This window comes from Streptomyces sp. NPDC048584 (genome assembly GCF_043199595.1).
GTDB classification, from domain to species: Bacteria; Actinomycetota; Actinomycetes; order Streptomycetales; family Streptomycetaceae; genus Streptomyces; species Streptomyces edwardsiae.
Map to the genome: position 1 here is coordinate 415,002 of NZ_JBICWF010000004.1, position 19,287 is coordinate 434,288.

At 72.3% G+C, this 19,287-nt stretch carries 14 protein-coding genes; 8 read left to right on the forward strand and 6 right to left on the reverse strand.

Annotated features, from left to right (window positions below):
• Positions 1 to 99: 99 nt before the first annotated feature.
• The 3 genes from hemW to rpsT form a co-directional block, all read right to left on the reverse strand.
• On the reverse strand, positions 100 to 1,332 hold the full coding sequence (gene hemW / locus ACGFR9_RS12215) for a radical SAM family heme chaperone HemW (RefSeq protein ID WP_393206132.1): 1,233 nt from the start codon (positions 1,330 to 1,332) through the stop codon (positions 100 to 102).
• Positions 1,333 to 1,359: 27 nt separating this feature from the next.
• Positions 1,360 to 3,396 (reverse strand): SpoIIE family protein phosphatase, encoded by a 2,037-nt coding sequence (locus ACGFR9_RS12220; protein WP_393206135.1) that lies wholly within the window; start codon positions 3,394 to 3,396, stop codon positions 1,360 to 1,362.
• Between the two features lie 710 nt (positions 3,397 to 4,106).
• Positions 4,107 to 4,373 (reverse strand): 30S ribosomal protein S20, encoded by a 267-nt coding sequence (rpsT, locus tag ACGFR9_RS12225; protein WP_030217867.1) that lies wholly within the window; start codon positions 4,371 to 4,373, stop codon positions 4,107 to 4,109.
• 243 nt (positions 4,374 to 4,616) lie between these two features.
• On the opposite strand from rpsT, the gene lepA reads away from it, so the two are divergent.
• The 3 genes from lepA to ACGFR9_RS12240 all read left to right on the forward strand — a co-directional run bounded on the left by lepA (position 4,617) and on the right by ACGFR9_RS12240 (position 9,318).
• The gene (lepA, locus tag ACGFR9_RS12230) at positions 4,617 to 6,485 is read left to right on the forward strand and encodes a translation elongation factor 4 (protein ID WP_393206139.1); all 1,869 of its coding nucleotides are present in this window, start codon (positions 4,617 to 4,619) and stop codon (positions 6,483 to 6,485) included.
• A gap of 247 nt (positions 6,486 to 6,732) precedes the next feature.
• A complete protein-coding gene (locus ACGFR9_RS12235; protein WP_393206142.1) occupies positions 6,733 to 8,607 on the forward strand; it encodes an AMP-dependent synthetase/ligase in 1,875 nt (624 codons plus the stop codon).
• 315 nt (positions 8,608 to 8,922) lie between these two features.
• Positions 8,923 to 9,318: a hypothetical protein gene (locus ACGFR9_RS12240; protein ID WP_393206145.1), complete on the forward strand. Its 396-nt coding sequence runs from the start codon at positions 8,923 to 8,925 to the stop codon at positions 9,316 to 9,318.
• Positions 9,319 to 9,411: 93 nt separating this feature from the next.
• Here ACGFR9_RS12240 and holA read toward each other — a convergent pair whose 3' ends face one another.
• Genes holA through ACGFR9_RS12255 form a run of 3 tightly spaced genes read right to left on the reverse strand, consistent with a single transcriptional unit; the run spans position 9,412 to position 11,550 of the window.
• Complete coding sequence (gene holA, locus ACGFR9_RS12245; protein WP_393206148.1) at positions 9,412 to 10,389, reverse strand: DNA polymerase III subunit delta; 978 nt, start codon at positions 10,387 to 10,389, stop codon at positions 9,412 to 9,414.
• A 52-nt stretch (positions 10,390 to 10,441) separates the two neighbouring features.
• Positions 10,442 to 10,687, reverse strand: a complete 246-nt coding sequence (locus tag ACGFR9_RS12250; protein ID WP_393206151.1) for a hypothetical protein — start codon at positions 10,685 to 10,687, stop codon at positions 10,442 to 10,444.
• Between the two features lie 23 nt (positions 10,688 to 10,710).
• A complete protein-coding gene (locus ACGFR9_RS12255) occupies positions 10,711 to 11,550 on the reverse strand; it encodes an arylamine N-acetyltransferase (RefSeq protein ID WP_393206154.1) in 840 nt (279 codons plus the stop codon).
• Between the two features lie 323 nt (positions 11,551 to 11,873).
• Here ACGFR9_RS12255 and ACGFR9_RS12260 point away from each other — a divergent pair, with 323 nt between their 5' ends.
• The 5 genes from ACGFR9_RS12260 to ACGFR9_RS12280 are packed head-to-tail and all read left to right on the forward strand — an operon-like array spanning position 11,874 to position 19,276.
• Positions 11,874 to 13,823, forward strand: a complete 1,950-nt coding sequence (locus tag ACGFR9_RS12260) for a PQQ-binding-like beta-propeller repeat protein (RefSeq protein WP_393206157.1) — start codon at positions 11,874 to 11,876, stop codon at positions 13,821 to 13,823.
• Positions 13,824 to 13,881: 58 nt separating this feature from the next.
• Positions 13,882 to 16,155: a PQQ-binding-like beta-propeller repeat protein gene (locus tag ACGFR9_RS12265; RefSeq protein ID WP_393206160.1), complete on the forward strand. Its 2,274-nt coding sequence runs from the start codon at positions 13,882 to 13,884 to the stop codon at positions 16,153 to 16,155.
• A 48-nt stretch (positions 16,156 to 16,203) separates the two neighbouring features.
• Positions 16,204 to 17,022 (forward strand): VWA domain-containing protein, encoded by an 819-nt coding sequence (locus ACGFR9_RS12270; protein WP_393206163.1) that lies wholly within the window; start codon positions 16,204 to 16,206, stop codon positions 17,020 to 17,022.
• A complete protein-coding gene (locus ACGFR9_RS12275; protein WP_393206165.1) occupies positions 17,019 to 17,807 on the forward strand; it encodes a hypothetical protein in 789 nt (262 codons plus the stop codon). The genes ACGFR9_RS12270 and ACGFR9_RS12275 overlap by 4 nt, the downstream gene beginning before the upstream one ends.
• Positions 17,801 to 19,276: a hypothetical protein gene (locus tag ACGFR9_RS12280; RefSeq protein WP_393206167.1), complete on the forward strand. Its 1,476-nt coding sequence runs from the start codon at positions 17,801 to 17,803 to the stop codon at positions 19,274 to 19,276. The genes ACGFR9_RS12275 and ACGFR9_RS12280 overlap by 7 nt, the downstream gene beginning before the upstream one ends.
• Positions 19,277 to 19,287: the final 11 nt, after the last annotated feature.

A 19,287-nucleotide genomic window follows, 5' to 3' on the forward strand; every position in this document is an offset into this window, starting at 1 on the left:
TCCGTGGCCCTCCACATCCGCCGCGCACTGTCGGCGGCAGCCTACGAAACAGGTTAGGGGCCGAACCCCCGTTCCGCAGTGATTCACTCCCCCGAGTGATCAGTCCACCAGGTCCCTGACCACGGCGTCCGCCAGCAGCCGGCCGCGCAGAGTGAGGGCCGCGTGGCCCTCCTCGTACGGGCCCCGCTCCAGCAGTCCGTCCGCCAGCGCCTGCCGAGCCGCCTCCAGTCCCGCCTCTTTCAGCAGTGACAGCGGCACGCCCTCCCGCAGCCGCAGCTCCAGCAGGATCCGCTCGACCCTCCGGTCCTCGTCCGACAGGACCTCGCGGCCGGCCCCGGGCGACCGTCCCGCCGCCAGTGCCCCCGCGTACGCCCCCGGATGCTTGACGTTCCACCAGCGCACGCCCCCCACGTGCGAGTGCGCGCCCGGCCCCGCGCCCCACCAGTCGGCGCCACGCCAGTACAGCTCGTTGTGCAGGCAGCGGCCCGCGTCCGAGGTGGCCCAGTTCGACACCTCGTACCAGTCGAACCCCGCCGCCGACAGCGTCTCCTCGGCGATCAGATACCGGTCCGCGTGGACGTCGTCGTCCGTCATCGGCACCTCGCCCCGCCGGATACGGCGGGCGAGCTGCGTGCCCTCCTCGACGATCAGCGCGTACGCGGACACATGGTCGGGGCCGGCGCCGATCGCCGCGTCCAGGGACGCCCGCCAGTCGTCGTCGGACTCCCCCGGGGTGCCGTAGATCAGGTCGAGGTTGACATGGCCGAAGCCGGCCGCGCGGGCCTCGGCGACGCAGGCCTCGGGGCGGCCGGGGGTGTGGGTGCGGTCGAGGACCTTCAGTACGTGCTGCCGGGCGCTCTGCATGCCGAAGGAGATCCGGTTGAAGCCGCCGGCGCGCAGGGTCGCGAGATAGGCGGGGTCGACCGACTCCGGATTCGCCTCCGTCGTCACCTCGGCGTCCGGCGCGAGGCCGAACTCCTCCCGGATCGCCGCCAGCATCCGTACGAGATCGTCCGCGGCCAGCAGCGTCGGCGTACCGCCTCCGACGAAGACCGTGCGGACCTCGCGCGGGTCGTCGCCCAGCACCTTGCGGGCCAGGCGGACCTCGTCGACGAGGGTGTCGGCGTAGTTGTCGCGGGAGGCCAGTACGCCGCCGCTGCCGCGCAGCTCGGTCGCGGTGTAGGTGTTGAAGTCGCAGTAGCCGCAGCGGGTCGCGCAGTACGGGACGTGCAGGTAGAAGCCGAGGGGGCGCTCGGCGGCCCCGGCGAGCGCGGAGGCGGGCAGCGCGCCGTCGGCGGGGACGGGCTCGCCGTCGGGGAGTGCGGAAGGCATGTGCTCCATTGTCCCGCACCGGCCGCGTCACTCCGCCTGGAGCACCAGGAGGGCGAGATCGTCGGCGGGCGGGCGGGCCCCGAACTCGTGCACGAGCCGGGTGATGCGTTCCGCTATCGGCTCCGCGTGCAGGCCCGCGCATCCGGACAGGGCGGTGGCGAGTCCGTCGCCGTCGTCGAACTGGCGGGAGCCGGAGCGCCGCTCGGTGACTCCGTCGGTGACGCACAGGAGGGTGTCGCCGGAGTACATGTCGAAGGTCTCGCTGGTGTAGGTGACGTCGTCGACGACGCCGATCAGGGTCTGCGGCTGGGCCACGGCGGTGACCGAGCCGTCGGGGGCGAGCAGGAGGGGGAGGGGGTGTCCGGCCGAGGCGAGGGTGCAGCGGAAACCGCCGGCGAAGGGGACGAGTTCGCCATAGAGGAGGGAGAGGAATCGGGTCTGGGGGCCGTCGCCGGGCGCGGTCGGGCGGGCGCCGGCGGCCACCAGGGCGCGGGCGGCGGCGTCGGCGGCCTCGGTGGCGTCGTCGAGGAGGAGCTGGTTGAGGCGGTCGAGGACGTCGGCGACCTGGTAGCCCTCGCGGGCGAGCAGCCGCAGCCAGGGGCGGACGAGGCCGATGACGACGGCGGCCTCGGGCCCCTTGCCCTGGACGTCGCCGACGGCGAAGCACCAGCGGCCCTGTCCGGCGGGGAAGAGATCGTAGAAGTCGCCGCTCGGTCCGCCCTTGTCGCAGGGTTCGTAGACGAGGGCGCTGCGCACACCGGGGATCTCGGCGACGGCACCGGGCAGCAGTCCGCGCTGCAGTACGGCGCTGATGGTGGCCTGCCGGGAGTACTGCCGCGCTGCCCCGATGGCGAGGGCGACGCGTCGGCCGAGGTCCTCGGCCAGGCCGGTGATCTCGTCGGGGAAGCGGTCGATACCGCCCCGGCCGATGACGAGGGTGCCCAGCGGGCGTCCGCCGGCGACGAGGCGGTAGGCGAGGGCGGTGCCGGACACCTCACCGGCGGGAACACCGTCCGGGTCGTCCCGCGGGGTGTCCGCTGCCGCGCCCGGCCACGGATAGGCGGCCGGTCCCGGGAGGAACGGGTCGCCGAGGGCGGGCGGGTTGTGCCGGAGCACCCGGCTCAGGGCCTCGATACAGCTTTCACCGGCGTGCCAGACGCGGGCGAGGCGTGGCCCGTCGGACCGTGGGGCGCCGTCGCTCCAGCCGCCGCGGCCGGTGGTCTCGTCCTCCAGCCACACCGCGCACCAGTCGGCCAGCCGCGGCACGATCAACTGCCCGGCGAGGGAGGTGACCAGGTCCTCGTCGAGTTGCCCGGCGAGCAGGTCGGACGCCTCGGCGAGGAAGGACAGGGCCCCGCGCCCCAGCCAGGTGCCGTCGCGTCCGTCGCGGCGGGCGAGCCAGTCGTCCCCGTACGACCCGGCCAGCCAGGTGTCCCGGCCCGGGGCCCCCTCGCGGTGCCCCTGCGCGCTCCGGTCGGCCGGCGGGTCCAGGGGGTCGGGCGCGAGGATCTCCGCGACCCGCAGGTCGGGTGCCGGCGCGTACTCGTCGCCGTACGGGTCGGTCCGCTCGCCGGCCGCGTACTCCCCCGTGGGCAGCCGCGCCCACACGGTCTTCGCGCCCGGACGGTAGGTGATCCCCCAGGAGTCGGAGAGCGCGGCGACCAGGCGCAGGCCCCGTCCGTACTCGGCGGCGTCCCGCGCGCAGGCGGTCTCCGGTTCGCCGCCGCGCGGTGCGCGGGAGGGGTGCCGGTCGGTGACCTCGATGACGAGGGCACCGGTCTCCTGCTCCAGCCGGCAGGTCAGGCGCACTTCGGTGCCGGCGTGCACGACGGCGTTGGTGACCAGTTCGCTGGCGATGAGGGTGGCGTCGTCGCCGGTCCGGCCGGTGAGGTGCGCGGCGCCGGGCAGCGCGAGTTCCGCCCACTCGGTGAGCGCCTTGCGCAGCAGCGCCCGCGCGGAACCGGGCGCGAGGGGGCTTCCGGTCAGGGTCGTCTCCACCCGCGCGCACCCCCGCGCGTCGGGGGCGCACGGGGCGGTCTCCCGCTGGGTCGGAATGGCCCGCATGGGCGGCTCCCCGGGCAGTTCGTACGAAGAGAACTCGATCGCTGCCGACAGGGTGACAGACGGGACCCGCCCATAAGCACTGGGTTACCGAAGTTGACCATTGAGAGTGAAAACGGCTTGGGGAATCAGACACACACCTGCCCGAAAACCGATCACATGCGGGCAACACCGAAGTCGGCGCCCTCAGCGGTCCGGGCTCTCCATGGACGACCTCGACCAGTTCGCGGCGGCCCGCCCCGCGCAGTGCGCACCGGATCTCGCGGGGACACGCACGGGATCGTCGGCGGGGCAATGGGCTGCGGCCCATTCCGGCGAGTCCGAGGGGCCGGCCCCACGAGCGAGCCGAGGGGGCCGCTCGATGAGGTCACCGAGCGGGGGAAGGTCCGCTCGCCGGTGCTGCTGTGCGGGCGGGCGGCCTCGTAGCTCTGCGGGAGCAGGGGCCTCCCGCTTGCCGCGCGGCGCTCTCCCCGGGCCTTCGGTGGTACGCGCCGGGCGCCGCGCGGCCCGCTCGCGGGGCCGGGCCCAGCGGGGAAAGGCCGAAGGCCCCGCCCACCACCCGGGGAAGGGTGGAGGGTGAGGCCTTCGGATGAAGCGTGTGAGCCCGTACCCGCGTGGCGAACGCAGGCCGCGTACGAGCTCGGGATGCCGGCCGGGGGCGGATGAGAGAGGGCCCGCCCGGGGTCCAGCCGACGGTCAGATCAAAGGATGGTTCAGCCCTTGACGGCCGCGACCTTCGTAGCCAGCGCCGACTTCTTGTTGGCGGCCTGGTTCTTGTGGATGACGCCCTTGGAGACGGCCTTGTCGAGCTGACGCGCGGCGACGCGCTGGTACTCGGTGGCCTTCTCGACGTCACCCGCGGCGGCGGCCTCACGGGCCTTGCGGATCGCGGTCTTCAGAGAGGACTTGACGGCCTTGTTGCGCAGCCGCGCCTTCTCGTTGGTCTTGTTCCGCTTGATCTGGGACTTGATGTTCGCCACGAATGAGCCTCTACAGGTTCTGGCACGGGCCCGCACGGGGCACGCACCGGTGATTTTCAGAAGGTGTGCCTCGCACCGAGAGGGCATGAGACACAGCCCCCCACACTACCAGCGGCCCATTCAGCGGCCCAAACCCGTCCCCGGTCGCCGCCCGTGGGACGATGGAAGCTACGTATCGATCCGACCCGAGACCGCAGACGCACAAGCACACGTATGCGGACGCCTCAAGAATCAGGACCCTGCGTGCCCGCGACCCCCAGCCATGTGCCCGAGCCGAGCCGTACCGACCCCGCGCTGATCCGCAATTTCTGCATCATCGCGCACATCGACCACGGCAAGTCCACGCTCGCCGACCGGATGCTCCAGCTGACCGGTGTGGTCGAGCAGCGGCAGATGCGCGCTCAGTACCTCGACCGCATGGACATCGAGCGCGAGCGAGGCATCACGATCAAGTCCCAGGCGGTGAGGCTGCCCTGGGCGCCCACCGGCGACAAGGGCAACCCGCACATCCTCAACATGATCGACACCCCCGGGCACGTCGACTTCACCTACGAGGTCTCCCGCTCCCTCGCCGCCTGCGAGGGCACGGTCCTCCTCGTCGACGCCGCCCAGGGCATCGAGGCCCAGACCCTCGCCAACCTCTACCTGGCGATGGAGAACGACCTCACGATCATCCCCGTACTCAACAAGATCGACCTGCCGGCCGCACAGCCGGAGAAGTTCGCCGAGGAGCTGGCGAACCTGGTCGGCTGCGACCCCGACGACGTGCTCAAGGTCTCCGCGAAGACCGGTCTCGGCGTCGAGGCGCTGCTGGACCGCGTGGTCGCCGAGGTCCCGGCCCCGGTCGGCGTCAAGGACGCCCCCGCCCGCGCGATGATCTTCGACTCGGTCTACGACTCGTACCGCGGTGTCGTGACGTACGTCCGTGTCATCGACGGCCAGCTCAACAAGCGCGAGCGCATCCGCATGATGTCCACCGGCGCCACCCACGAGCTGCTGGAGATCGGCACCAACTCCCCGGAGATGCTGGCCGCCGACGGTCTCGGCGTCGGCGAGGTGGGCTACCTGATCACCGGTGTGAAGGACGTCCGCCAGTCCAAGGTCGGTGACACCGTCACCAGCATGCACAAGGGCGCCGAGGAGGCGCTCGGCGGTTACAAGGACCCCAGGCCCATGGTCTTCTCCGGTCTGTATCCGCTGGACGGCTCGGACTACCCCCTGCTGCGCGACGCGCTGGACAAGCTCCTGCTCAACGACGCCGCCCTGGTCTACGAGCCGGAGACCTCCGCGGCCCTCGGTTTCGGCTTCCGTGTCGGCTTCCTGGGCCTGCTGCACCTCGACGTGATCCGCGAGCGGTTGGAGCGCGAGTTCGGCCTCGACCTGATCGCCACCGCGCCCAACGTGGTCTACCGCGTGATCATGGAGGACGGCACCGAGCACGTCGTCACCAACCCGAGCGAGTTCCCCGAGGGCAAGATCGACGAGGTGTACGAGCCGGTCGTGCGCGCCACGATCCTCGCGCCGACCGAGTTCATCGGCGCGATCATGGAGCTGTGCCAGACCCGGCGCGGCACCCTGCTCGGCATGGACTACCTCTCCGAGGACCGCGTGGAGATCCGTTACACGCTCCCCCTCGCCGAGATCGTCTTCGACTTCTTCGACCAGCTGAAGTCCAAGACCCGCGGCTACGCCTCCCTCGACTACGAGCCCACCGGCGAGCAGACCTCCAGCCTGGTCAAGGTCGACATCCTGCTGCACGGCGACAAGGTGGACGCGTTCTCCGCGATCACCCACAAGGACGCGGCGTACGCGTACGGGGTGCGGCTCGTCGCCAAGCTGCGCGAGCTCATCCCGCGCCAGGCGTTCGAGGTGCCGATCCAGGCGGCCATCGGCTCCCGGGTGATCGCCCGCGAGACCATCCGCGCCATCCGCAAGGACGTCCTCGCCAAGTGCTACGGCGGTGACATCTCCCGTAAGCGGAAGCTGCTGGAGAAGCAGAAGGAGGGCAAGAAGCGGATGAAGATGGTGGGTTCCGTGGAGGTCCCGCAGGAGGCCTTCATCGCGGTGCTCTCCAGCGACGACGCCGCGGGATCGGGCAAGGGCAAGAAGTAACCGGAGGTTACCGCGGGTCACCGCGCGAATCGGACGGAACGGGGGCCCGTCGCACGAAAGTGCGACGGGCCCCCGCGCGTCCGCCGGGTGGCTCTCTGTACGAAGTAACAGGCCGCAGGCCCTTACGCCCGCGCCGGACGGCCTTTACTCTGATCCCTGCTCGATAGTTACTCGCCAGTTAAACAACGGCGCGAGGAAACCCAGCCGCACTGATCCAGCCGCACCGTCGCGGTCCCCGGAGGATGTCGTGAGCGACACACAGACACTGATCGAGAACCGTCCGCCGAGCGTGGCGACCCTCTTCCTGGAGCGCGTGACGGCCACCCCGGACAAGGAGGCCTACCGCTACCCCGTACCGGCCGCCTCCGGCGAGGGCCCCGACGACTGGAAGTCCCTCACCTGGGCGGGTGCCGCCGAACGGGTGCACGCCATCGCGGCCGGCCTGATCGAGCTGGGCGTCGAGGCCGAGCAGCGGGTCGCGCTCGCCTCCTCCACCCGGGTCGAGTGGATCCTCGCCGACCTCGGCATCCTCTGCGCCGGCGCCGCCACCACCACGGTCTACCCGCAGACCAACGCCGACGAGTCCGCCTACATCCTGTCCGACTCCCAGAGCCGGGTGCTCATCGCGGAGAACGCCGAACAGGTCGCCAAGGCCGTCGAGAAGCGCGCCGAGCTGCCCGAACTCACCCGTGTCGTGGCCGTCGACCCGGCCGGCGTCGAGACCGACGACTTCGTGATCACCCTCACCGACCTGGAGAAGCTCGGCGCCGCCCGGCTCCAGAAGGAACCGGAGCTGATCAAGGAGCGGGTCGCCGCGATCACCAAGGACCAGCTCGCCACCCTCATCTACACCTCCGGCACCACCGGCCGCCCCAAGGGCGTCCGCCTGCCGCACGACTGCTGGTCGTACATGGCGAAGGCGACCGTCGCGACCGGGCTGGTCAGCGGCGACGATGTGCAGTATCTGTGGCTGCCGCTCGCGCACGTCTTCGGCAAGGTGCTCACCTCCGGGCAGATCGAGGTCGGCCACGTCACCGCCGTCGACGGCCGCGTCGACAAGATCATCGAGAACCTTCCGGTGGTCAGGCCGACCTACATGGCGGGCGTGCCCCGCATCTTCGAGAAGGTCTACAACGGCGTCGCCGCCAAGGCGAAGGCCGGGGGCGGCGCCAAGTACAAGATCTTCCAGTGGGCCGCGGGCGTCGCCCGCGAGTACGCCAAGGTCACCCAGGACAACTTCCGCCGCACCGGCACCGCGAGCGCGCCCTTCGCCCTCACGGCGAAGCACAACCTGGCCGACAAGCTCGTCTACGCCAAGATCCGCGAGGCGTTCGGCGGCAACCTCCGCGCCTGTGTCTCCGGCTCCGCCGCCCTCGCTCCCGAGATCGGCTACTTCTTCTCCGGCGCCGGCATCCACATCCTGGAGGGTTACGGCCTCACCGAGTCCTCCGCCGCCTCCTTCGTCAATCCCGGCGAGGCCTACCGCACCGGCACCGTCGGCAAGCCGCTGCCCGGCACCGAGGTCCGTGTCGCCGCCGACGGCGAGATCCTGCTGCGCGGCCCCGGCATCATGCAGGGCTACCACAACCTGCCCGAGAAGACCGCCGAGGTCCTGGAGGAGGACGGCTGGTTCCACACCGGCGACATCGGCGAACTCTCCGCCGACGGCTACCTGCGCATCACCGACCGCAAGAAGGACCTCATCAAGACCTCCGGCGGCAAGTACATCGCCCCCGCCGAGGTCGAGGGCCAGTTCAAGGCCGTCTGCCCGTACGTCTCCAACATCCTCGTCCACGGCGCCGACCGGAACTACTGCACCGCCCTCATCGCCCTGGACGAGGCCGCCCTCGCGCCCTGGGCCGCCGAGAACGGCCTGGAGGGCAGGCCGTACGCGGAGATCGTCGCCGCGCCCGCCACGGTCGCGATGGTCGACGGCTACGTCAGGCAGCTCAACGAGGGCCTGCAGCGCTGGCAGACCATCAAGAAGTTCCGCCTCCTCCCGCGCGACCTCGACATCGAACACGGCGAGATCACCCCGAGCCTGAAGCTGAAGCGGCCGGTGGTGGAGCGGGAGTACAAGAACCTCATCGAGGAGATGTACGAGGGCGCACGCGAGGCGTGAGGGTCACTCCGTGACGGTGGGGCGGGGGGGGGGGGGGGGGGGCGGCGGCGCCCCCCCCCCCCCCCCCCCCCCCCCCCCCCCACCCCTCGTTCAGCCCGCTGCGGCGAAGGCCACGAAAGCGGCCACGCACGGGCGCGTGCCGGGAGGGGACTTCCTGCTCACGTAGACGCTCACCAGGTCGGCGGGACTGCGTACTGCCAACCGGCGGCAGGATGTTGCCACTTCGCGGGTCCTTGGGCCCCGACCGCCGTTGTTACGGTGCGACGACGTCCGCTTCCCGGACCGTCGGTCCGGCGCTCTCCCGAGGGGTAACAGATGGCATCTCCGAAGAAGGTCCCGTCCAGGTGGAAGACACGCCTCGCCTCCGTCGCGGCGGCCGCGGCCGGCGTGCTCGCCATGACCGGTGCTCCGCCCGCCGCCGCGGACGACCTGGGCAGTACCTGCCCCTACCCGCATGTGTGCTTCTACAACTCACTGGACTACTACGGGAACTACTTCCAGAGGTACCAGGACGTCACGAGCACCTACCAGAGCGTCCCCGTCAGGAACGGCTACCTGACGGTCGTCAACACCCGCAACGACGACGTCGCCTACGTCCGCTACATCTTCAACGGCAGTACTCAGGTGCGCTGCATGCCTCCCAGCTCCTCGTTCACCGTCACCGACGGACGCGCCACCGGCATCAGGATCAGCACCTCCCCGACCTGCTGACGTCTGCTGACGCGGCCGGGCTCCCCCGCGGTGCCCGGCCCCGGGCACCGCGCGTGACCCACAGGGCCGCCGGGGAGCCGACGGCAGCGGTGTCTACGCCCGGCCCCGTGAACGGGCCGCGCGGGCGATCGTGACGACCGCCTTCTCCAGGGCGTACTCCGGGTCGTCGCCGCCGCCCTTGACGCCCGCGTCCGCCGCGGCGACCGCGCGCAGGGCGACGGACACGCCGTCCGGTGTCCAGCCGCGCATCTGCTGGCGCACCTGGTTGATCTTCCAGGGCGGCATGCCGAGGTCGGCGGGGCGGGCGTTCGGGGACGACTGGAGCTTGCCGATCGCGCGGACGCCCTGGGCCAGCGCGCTGGTGATCAGCACCGGCGCCACGCCCGTCGACAGCGACCAGCGCAGGGCCTCCAGGGCCTCGACCGCCCGGCCCTCGACCGCGCGGTCGGCGACCGCGAAGCTCGACGCCTCCGCCCGCCCCGTGTAGTACCGGCCGACGACGGCCTCGTCGATGGTGCCCTCGATGTCCGCGGTCAGCTGGGACACCGCCGAGGCCAGCTCGCGCAGATCGCTGCCGAGGGAGTCGACCAGCGCCTGGCACGCTTCCGCGGTGGCCGAGCGCCCCGCGGTCCGGAACTCGCCCCGGACGAACGCCAGCCGGTCCGCCGGCTTGGTCATCTTCGGGCACGCCACCTCCCGCGCCCCCGCCTTGCGCGCCGCGTCCAGCAGCCCCTTGCCCTTGGCGCCGCCCGCGTGCAGCAGCACCAGCGTGATCTCCTCGGCGGGTGCGCCGAGGTACGCCTTCACGTCCTTGACGGTGTCGGCCGAGAGGTCCTGCGCATCGCGTACGACGACGACCTTGCGCTCCGCGAAGAGCGACGGGCTGGTCAGCTCGGCGAGGGTGCCGGGCTGGAGCCGGTCGGGTGTCAGGTCGCGTACGTCCGTGTCGGCGTCGGCGGCGCGGGCTGCGGCCACCACGTCCCGCACAACGCGGTCGAGCAGCAGGTCCTCCTGGCCCACGGCGAGCGTCACCGGGGCGAGAAGGTCGTCGGATGCGGTCTTCCTGGCCATCGCGACAAGCATCGCACGGGGCACCGACAACGCCGTCCGGCAGCCGGCGGGGCTACGGCTCCTCGCGCCAGCCGTCCCACGCGGCCACGAACTCGTCGAGCTCCCCCGGGTCCAGCCGCCGTGCCTCGTCGCGCAGGACGACGAGCCACTGGGCGTCCTCCGCGTCGTCCTCGCCCGCCAGGGCGTCCCGCACCAGCCGCGGTTCCTCCCGCACGCCGAACCGCTCCCCGAGGGCCTCGGCGACCTCCTCGGCGGCATCACGGTCGGGCAGCACCAGCACATGTCGCACATCACTCACACGGGCCATTGTCCGGTACCGGGTCAGCCGCTCTCCCCGCTGCCGCGCACCGCCGGCACCTCGTCCAGGGTGATGCCGAACCGCTCCCGGTAGAGCGCCAGCACCTCCTCGTCCGTCCCCGCCTCGCGTACCCGCCGGGTGCCGTCGGGGGCGGTGACGGTGAGGCGGCGGCCGGCGAGCGTGATCCTGCCGCCGTCGTCGGTGATCCGCGAGCACACCAGGGAGCGGGTGAAGTGGGAGGCCGGTGAGGTGCTGTGCCACCAGGCGCCGGCCGTGAAGTCGGCGAGCGCCCTCGGCCGGACCTCCAGCCGGTACACCGGCCGCCCGTTCCGGCTCACGTCCAGGTCCGCCGCCCGCACCCGGTCGTGCCCGCCGCGCACCCCGGCCGCGTCGGGGCCCGCCTCGGCGATCCGGAACACACCGCCGGGGTCCTCCTGGCCGCCCCGCTCCCCGAAGGCCAGGGGGAGGTGGAAGTGGGCGCCGAAGCCGACGTCGGCCAGCCGGTCGCCGCCGTCCACCGTCCGTACCCGCAGGGCGAGATGGTCGTACGGGATGCCGGGCCGGCCCCCGTCGCCGTACACCCGGGCGGCGAGCAGCTGGACGTCGTAGCCGAGGGCGGCGAGCAAGGCGCCGAAGGCGCCGTTGAGTTCGTAGCAGAAGCCGCCGCGGCGGGCCTCGACCACCTTGTCCAGCAGCCGCTTCTCCTCCAGCACGATCTCCTCGCCGAGGTGGAGGGAGAGGTTCTCGAACGGCACGGTCTCCAGATGCCGCAGATGCAGTTCGCGCAGCGCGTCCACGGTGGGCCAGGCGGGCTGCTCGGCGCCCAGGCGGCGCAGGTAGTCGTCGATCCGCGTTGCGTCCATGCCCCCAGTCTGGCGCGGGACGGCGTTCCGCGAGGGGCGCATGTCGGCCACACCTGTCACGACATGATCCCGAATGATCATAGTGCGGCATTCCCGCGATCAATTTCCATAAAGATAAATTCGATTCAAAAAAGAAATCAATCATCTCGCGTCATATTCAACGACACACCCGTACCGCCATACACAAATAGGCCTGTAGTGAAGTATCTTCGGTTCACTCGAAGCGTCTCCGATCACTTCGGGAGTGCACGACCGCCTCTGTCGGGGAGGCGCCGCGAAAATCGAAAGGCATGTCCTTTTCAGCAAGGGGGAGTGAAGGGGACTTGAAGAATCTGAGCTCGGGCGACCCCAGGCAACTGGGCCCGTTCACCCTGCTGGGGGTGCTGGGATGCGGCGGAATGGCCACCGTCTATCTGGCGACCGAAGAACAACCGCACACCGGTTCGACGCTGGCCGTCGTGAAAGCGCTGCAGACCGATCCGCCTCCGTCCTCGTACGTAAGAAATCTGTTCGTGCGGGAAATGGAAGCGATCGGCAGCATGGACGCCAAGGGGACGTTCCGGCTCCTGAAATGCGATCCGGACAGTGAGCCGCCCTGGTTCGCGACCGAGTACATCCCCGGAATGGACCTGCGGAATCTGGTCGCCCTGCACGGCCCGCTCGACACGGAGGCGGTACTGCGGCTGGCCGCCGAGATCGCTCTCACCCTGGTGGACCTGCAGTCGAACAGGATCGTGCACCGCGATCTCAAGCCGTCGAACATCATCGTCCTCAGCGCGGCCGACGGCTCCCTGCGGCTCATCGACTTCGGGGTCTCCCGCAGGCTGGACCGGACCCTCACCGAGCCGGCCATGCGAGTCGGCACGGAGGCGTTCATGGCGCCCGAGCAGATATCCGGCCGCGCCGGCTATCCCAGCGACATCTTCGCCCTCGGCCTGACCCTCGTGTACGCCGCCACCGGCGCCGAGATGCGGCGTCTCGACCTGGACGAGGCGGCGGCGAAGCGGCCCATGCGGTTCCCCGCCACATCCTTCGCCCACCTGGCCGACCCGCTGCCCGCGCTCGTGGAGGCGTGCACACGACAGGACTCCGGTGCCCGTGTCACCGCGCAGGACCTCCTCACGCTGCTCGCGGCCCAGGGGGTGCGGCCGCGCCGGGGGAGCCGCAGCGCGACGTGGCTGTCGGACACGGCCCGCACCGGTGTCCTCGAGCACGTCAGACACACCGAACGGCTGGCACTCGAACAGCAGAACGCGCCCCTGCCGCGCACCCGGCTGCTCCCCGTCCGGGGCACGCCCGAACCCGTATGGACCCACCAGCTCGGCGGACGTGCCTACTTCACCTCCCCGGTCGACGTCGCCGAGGGCATCGCCGTCTGCTCCCTGGACGGCGCCGTATGGCTGCTGGACGCGGACGACGGGCACATCCTGTGGAAGCGCGACCTCGGCGCCCGTATCGAACACACCCCCGCGACCGGCCACGGCATGCTCTTCGTGCCCTGCTCGGACCGCACCCTGCTCGCCCTGGACACCGCCGACGGGTCCTTCCGGTGGACCTACACCGCCGGCGACAGCTGTGTCTTCACCCCGGTCGTCGCGGGCGACACCGTGCTGGTGGGCGCCCGTGACGGATCCGTGCACGGGGTGCGCGCCCGTACCGGCACCCGCCGCTGGATCGGCGCCTGCGGCAAGGGGCCGGTCTTCGACCGCCCCACGGTGGCCGCGGACCGGGCGTACGTCTCCGGCTGGCAGGGCACGCTCCAGGCCCTGAGCGTGTACGACGGTTCGCCCGCCGTCCGGCTGCCGCAGGCGCGGGACCTCGTGGGCGCCCCCGCCTGGCACGGGGACACGCTCTTCCTCTCCAGCCGGACCGGCACCCTGTACGCGATCGACACCCGCACCGGACTCGAACGGTGGCGCAGATCCGGCCGGGCCGCCGCCTGCACCGGTCCCGTCACCGGCCGGGAGCTGCTCTACGTGGGGACGGTGGGCGGCACCGTGTGGGCGTACGACATGGCGTCCGGCGCACCCCGCTGGCGCCTCGCCGCACAGGGCCGCCTGCGCTGCCCCCCGGTCCACCACGACGGCACCCTGTACATCGGCTGCGACTCCACGCTGACCGCCGCCGACGCCCTGACCGGGGAGGTGCGCTGGGCGCGCCGGACCGACGGGACCATGCACGCCCCGCCCCTCGTCGCGCGCGGCCACGCGTACATCGGCACCTGGAACCGCACGGTGCAGGCCTGGGCCCTCCCCACACCACCGGCGCCATGACCGGGCCCCGACACGACCGCGGCGCAACACCGCGGGCCATACAGGTGAGAAGGCGCGCATGACGGAGAAGGCGATCGGGGAGTTCAGCCGCCTGCGCCCCGTGGGCGAGGGGACGCTCGGCTACACCTACCGGGGGGTCGCGCCGGACGGCTCGTTCTGGGCCGTCAAGGAACTGCACCCCGACTGGGGGCCGCCCCGGGAGACCTGGCAGCGGGTGGAGGAGGTCCTCTGGCGCTTCCGCCGGCTGCGCGAGGCACCGAACCGGACCGTGCACCGGCACACGGTGGACACCGTCGGCGGCTACGACCACGGCACCGACCGCGCCTGGGTGGCCACCCGGTGGCTGGGCGCCGACCCCGTGGCGCAGGGCAGCCACGCGCCCGCCGTCTCCCTCGCCCATGCCCTGGCGTCCGGCCCGTCGCTGCCGCCCGGAGCGGCCCTGTATCTGATGTGGCAGCTGTCCAACCTGGCGCAGCAGTTGGACACGCTCGGGCTCACGCTGTCCGGCCTCAAGCCGTCCAACCTGTTCCTCACCGCCGACGGCGTGGTGGTGGTGGACCTGCATCTGGCGCTGCGGCTGCGGAGTCTGCTGCGGGGGCCCGGCACCCCGCGTCCCCCGTTCCTGTGGGCCGACGTGGAATGGCTGGCGCCGGAACTCCGCCGGGCGGACGCCGTCCCGCGGCTCGCCTGCAGCATCTACGCGCTGGGCGCGGTCACCGCCTTCGCCTGCACCGGCGTACCCCCCTTTCCCACCATCGACGTCATCGACGCCCTGACGCATCGCAAGGACAACCGGAGGGCCGTCGAGGACGCCCTCGCCAACTGGGCGGCGTACCACGGCAGCGCGGGCACCCGGCTGCGCCGCGCGGCGACCCGCTCGCTGCGGCAGCGGCCCCGGTGGCGGCCGGGGGCCAAGCGGCTGGGGCGGCTCATCGTGCCCCCGCTGTGGGGCACCCACCGCCGCCCCGTGTACCGCGACGCCTGGAGCGAGTACGTACGGAGCGCGCTGCTGCGCCGGCTGGCCGAGGAGGTTCCCGGGCCTGACACGGGGGCGCGGAGCGCACAGCGCGAGCAGGAGGAGCAGCGTCCCGCCGTGTCCGCGCCGCACGCGGTGCGCTCACGGCCGCCCGTGGTCTCCGCCGGGAGCACGGTTCCGGGCACGCGGCAGCCGGCGACCGTACAGGGAACGCCGACGCCCACTCCTGCTCCCGCGCCCACGCCCACGCCCACTGCCGTGCCCACGCCCACGCCCACTCCCGTGCCCGTCGCCGTGTCCGGGCCGGAGCACTCGCGCGCCTCCGCCGCCCCGACCCCGCCGCCCGTCCCGGCCGACCACGGCACCCGGGTCCTGTCCCCCGTGCGGACGGATCCGTTGTGGACATGGGAACCGGACGGCCCCTTCTCGTCCGCGCCGCTGGTCATGGACTCCCAGCTGGTCGTGACCTGTGAGGGCTCCGCGCACATCCTCGACGCGGCCACCGGGAGCCTCGCCCTCACGCTGTCCCTGCCCGGTACGGCCGAGTCCACGCCGGTCTTCTGGGCCGGCCGGCTGTGGTGGGCGCTGCGGGACGGCGAGCTCAGCGGACACGAACTGGGCGTCCGGGGCCGGGAGATCCGGCTGCGGCTGGACGGCGATCCCGGCCGGCACTCCCCGGTGGTCGCGGGCGACCGGCTGCTGATCGGAACCACGCACGGCCTGTTCGCGTACGAGCCCCCCGGCCGGGACGGCACGAGCACCGGTCTGCGCCTGATCTGGCTGGACGAACCCGTGGTCTCCCCGCTCGCCACCGACGGGATCCGGCTCTGGGTCCCCACCGAGGCCAGGGGACTGATCGCGGTACGGCTCACCGGCCAGGAGAGCCGGGGCCCCCACCCCGCCTGGGACTCGGCCGGCTGCGCACCGGCTCTCACGACGGAGGGCGCGTACATCGGGGACGCGCGGGGCACCGTCCACGAGCTGACCGCCGAGGGGACCTCGCGCCGCCGGTGGCAGGTCTCCGCACGCCCGGTCACCGCCCCTCCGGCCGTGCACGGCGATCTCCTGCTGGTCACCGACCACGCCGGCACCGTCGTCGCCCTGTCACTGGCCCACGGCGACGAGGTGTGGCGCACGTCCACCGACGGCGACGGGCGCAGCGCCCCGACCGTGACCGACGACGTGGTGTACGTCCGCGGCGCCCGCACCGTCCGCCGGCTGGAGGTGCGCACCGGCAGGGAGCTGACGCCCCTGACCCCGGACGGACCCGCGCCGACGGATGTGACCGCCGCGTCCGGCCTCCTTCACGTCAGCTTCGCCGACGGGCGTCTGAGCACCTGGTGCCCCCTGAAGTGACGCCCTCGACCCGACCTCCGCCATCCCGCACAGAAGGGCACAACCGCCGTGTACGACGCAGAAATCAGCAGGGCCAACCCGGCCTGCATCGTGTTCCTGATCGACCAGTCCAGCTCCATGCGCGCGGCGATGCCCAGCACGACCCAGTCCAAGCAGATGGCCGTGGCCGACGCCATCAACAGCATGCTGCGCGAGCTGATCATCCGCTGCGGCCGGGGCGTCGACGAGATCTGGGACTTCTTCCATGTCTCGGTCATCGGCTACGGCGCCGGGGTCGGCCCCGTCCTCGGCGGTCCCCTGGCCGGCCGAGACCTGGTGCCGACGAGCGCCCTCGCCCAGGGCAGGATCCGCACCGAACGGCTCACCCAGAACGACGTCCTCCCCGACGGCACGCCCATCACCCATGTGGTGGAGCTCCCGGTGTGGCTGGAGTCGGCCGGCTCCGGGGGAACGCCGATGTGCCAGGCGCTGCGGTACACGCACACGGTCCTGGACCGCTGGGTCACCGAGCATCCCGGCAGCTTCCCGCCCATCGTCCTCAATCTGACGGACGGCGAGTCGACGGACGGCGACCCGGCCGGTCCCGCCCAGCAGTTGCGGTCCGTCGGCACCGAGGACGGCCCCACGCTCCTGTTCAACCTGCACATCTCGTCCGACGTCGCCACGCCGACGCACTACCCCAGCACCGACGCCGGGCTCCCGCCGATGGGCGCCAAGCTGTTCTCCATGTCGGACGTCCTGCCCCCGGACATGCGCGACACCGCCATGGACCTCGGTATGCGGGTGGAACAGGGCGCGCGGGGCTTCGTCTTCAACGCCAGCATGCGCTCGGTGATGCTCTTCCTGAACGTCGGCACCCCGGCGTGAGTGTCGACCGGTGCCTGCTGCAAGCGCCCAAGGCGCGGATGGACGCGTCCAGGACCGAGGACGCCGCCCGTACGGTCCTGCCCTCGGCGGGCCACAGCGGGGAGGCCCGGCTGATCGTGGCGGACGGCAGCAGCGGTTCGGCGGGCAGCGGCTGGTGGGCGAACCGGCTGGCGCGCGATCTGTGCGCCGCGCCCGGCCGGGCCTTCTGTGACGCCCCGGCGTTCGACGACGTCGCCACGGCCGCGGCGATGCGCTGGCCCGGCCGGCAGCGGGCCCTCCTCGCGGGCGTCCCCAAGTCCAGCGTGACGGCCTGGGTCGCGCACGACCGGATCGAGAAGGGGCCCTCCACGACGGTGCTGGGGGTGCGGCTGCTGCCCCACCCGGCGCACGACGGCGGGCCGGACCTCCCGGGTGGCGGGACGTGGCAGGCGGTGTCGGTCGGCGACTCGTGCATGTTCCAGGTGCGGGCCGGTCAGGTGGTGGAGTCGGTCGCCGTGCGCACCCTGGTCCCCCGGGTGGTCCGGGCGGGCGGGAACAAGGAGAACCCGGGGCCGGAACTCCGGGCGGGTCACTGGCACCCGGGCGATGTGTTCTACCTGATGACGGACGCCCTGGCCCGCTGGTGCTTCCGGCACACGGACGAGGGGGGCCGGCCCTGGGCCGCACTGGACGCGCAGTGTGCCGCGCCGGACGGATTCCCCGACTGGGTGCACGACCAGCGGAGCATGGGGGTGCTCGAGGACGACGACATCACGCTGCTCAGAGCAGGGTGCGGACCGTGCTGACACCGGGCCAGCGGCCCGCCCTCGGCGACTACCAGGCCGCGGTGTCCCGGCTGGAGCAGTGCAGCGAGGACCCGCTGCTGAGACGGTGCCGGCCGAGGCTGGGCGCGGACGGCCAGCCGGGGGCGGACGGCGGCACCTTCGGAGCCGTATACCGGCTGGACGACCCGCGGGACGGGGACAGTTGGGCGCTGAAGTGCTTTCTGCGCGACGAACCCCATCGCGAGCGCCGGTACCGCGAGATCGCGAAGTCCCTGGAGGGCGCCCAGGGAACCTGGGCGGCCGACGTCCGCTACCTGGAGCGCGGGCTGTGGGTGCGGGGGCAGTGGTGGCCCGTGGTCCTCATGGAGTGGGTGCCCGGTCTGCGCCTCACCGACTGGATCGACCGGCTGCTCGCCCGGCGGAAGGACACGGCCCCCGCCGAACTGCGGCGCCTGGCCCACCGGTTCGCCGGTGCCGTCTACCAGATGCACCGGTCCGTCATCAGCCACGGGGACCTGCAGAGCGGCAACGTGCTGGTGACGGCCGGCACGGAGGTGCGTTTCGTCGACTACGACGCCATGACCGCGCCCGGCTGGCCCGCTCCTCCGCGGCGCGAGGACGGGCATCCCGACTTCCGGCTCCCCCGCGAGGTCGAACGGGGACCGGACGGTGTGACCGAACTGCTCCACACGGCGGCCGCCGTCGGTACCGCCGGGGCCCTGTTCACGGCCAGTACCTCGACGGGGATCCCGCTCCAGGAGACCGACGCGCTCACGGCGATGCACCGGGACCGCTTCCCCTCGCACGTCATCCACGCCTCGCTGGTGATGCTCAGCCACGACGTCTCCCTCTGGGAACAGCTGCACCGGCCGGGCTCCGATCATCTGCTGCTGTCCCGCAGGGACTTCCGCGACCCGGTCCGGTCACGGGCCTGGCGCGAACTGCTGCGTCACGCGGCCCCCGGGGTCCGCGAGACGGCCACGGAACTGCTGGCGCTGCTCGACTGCCGCGTCGACCTCCAGCCCGACCTCGAGCCCCGTCCGGAGGTGAGGTCGGGCGCGGACATCCTGGGGGGCATGGCGCGGCGCCTGCCGAGCGAGCCGGCACCGTCCAGCCGTCGGCCCTTCCTGGACATGAACGCGTTCGAGGTGCCGGGCGGCCGGTCCGTGCCCTTCCCCCCTACGCCGACGGAACGGGCCGACGTACGGCCGCCGGCGGGGCGCGATGAACCGGTCGGTGCACGGCCGCCGGCGGGACGGGGTGATCCGGCCGCCGTACGGCCGCACACGGCGGGGCGCGGTGAGCCGGCCGCGGCCGGACGACGACCGGTCCCTGACTTCGTACCGTCCCCGCCCGGTCCGGCACCCGTGCCACCCGTGCGGGACGCCGTGCGCCCCGCGCCTTCGAGAACGGCCGGGCTGGTTCTCGTGGGCGCGTCGGGCGTCCTCGTGCTGGCCCTTCTGATCATCGCGGTCGTCCTCCTCGTATGACCGCGCGGGCG

Bases quoted from the DNA above. Each gene is read 5' to 3' on its own strand.
- ACGFR9_RS12255 (WP_393206154.1), bottom strand. From the start codon at position 11,550: ATGGACGCAACGCGGATCGACGACTACCTGCGCCGCCTGGGCGCCGAG.
- hemW (WP_393206132.1), bottom strand. From the start codon at position 1,332: ATGCCTTCCGCACTCCCCGACGGCGAGCCCGTCCCCGCCGACGGCGCG.
- ACGFR9_RS12265 (WP_393206160.1), top strand. From the start codon at position 13,882: ATGACGGAGAAGGCGATCGGGGAGTTCAGCCGCCTGCGCCCCGTGGGC.
- holA (WP_393206148.1), bottom strand. From the start codon at position 10,389: ATGGCCAGGAAGACCGCATCCGACGACCTTCTCGCCCCGGTGACGCTC.
- ACGFR9_RS12220 (WP_393206135.1), bottom strand. From the start codon at position 3,396: ATGCGGGCCATTCCGACCCAGCGGGAGACCGCCCCGTGCGCCCCCGAC.
- ACGFR9_RS12240 (WP_393206145.1), top strand. From the start codon at position 8,923: ATGGCATCTCCGAAGAAGGTCCCGTCCAGGTGGAAGACACGCCTCGCC.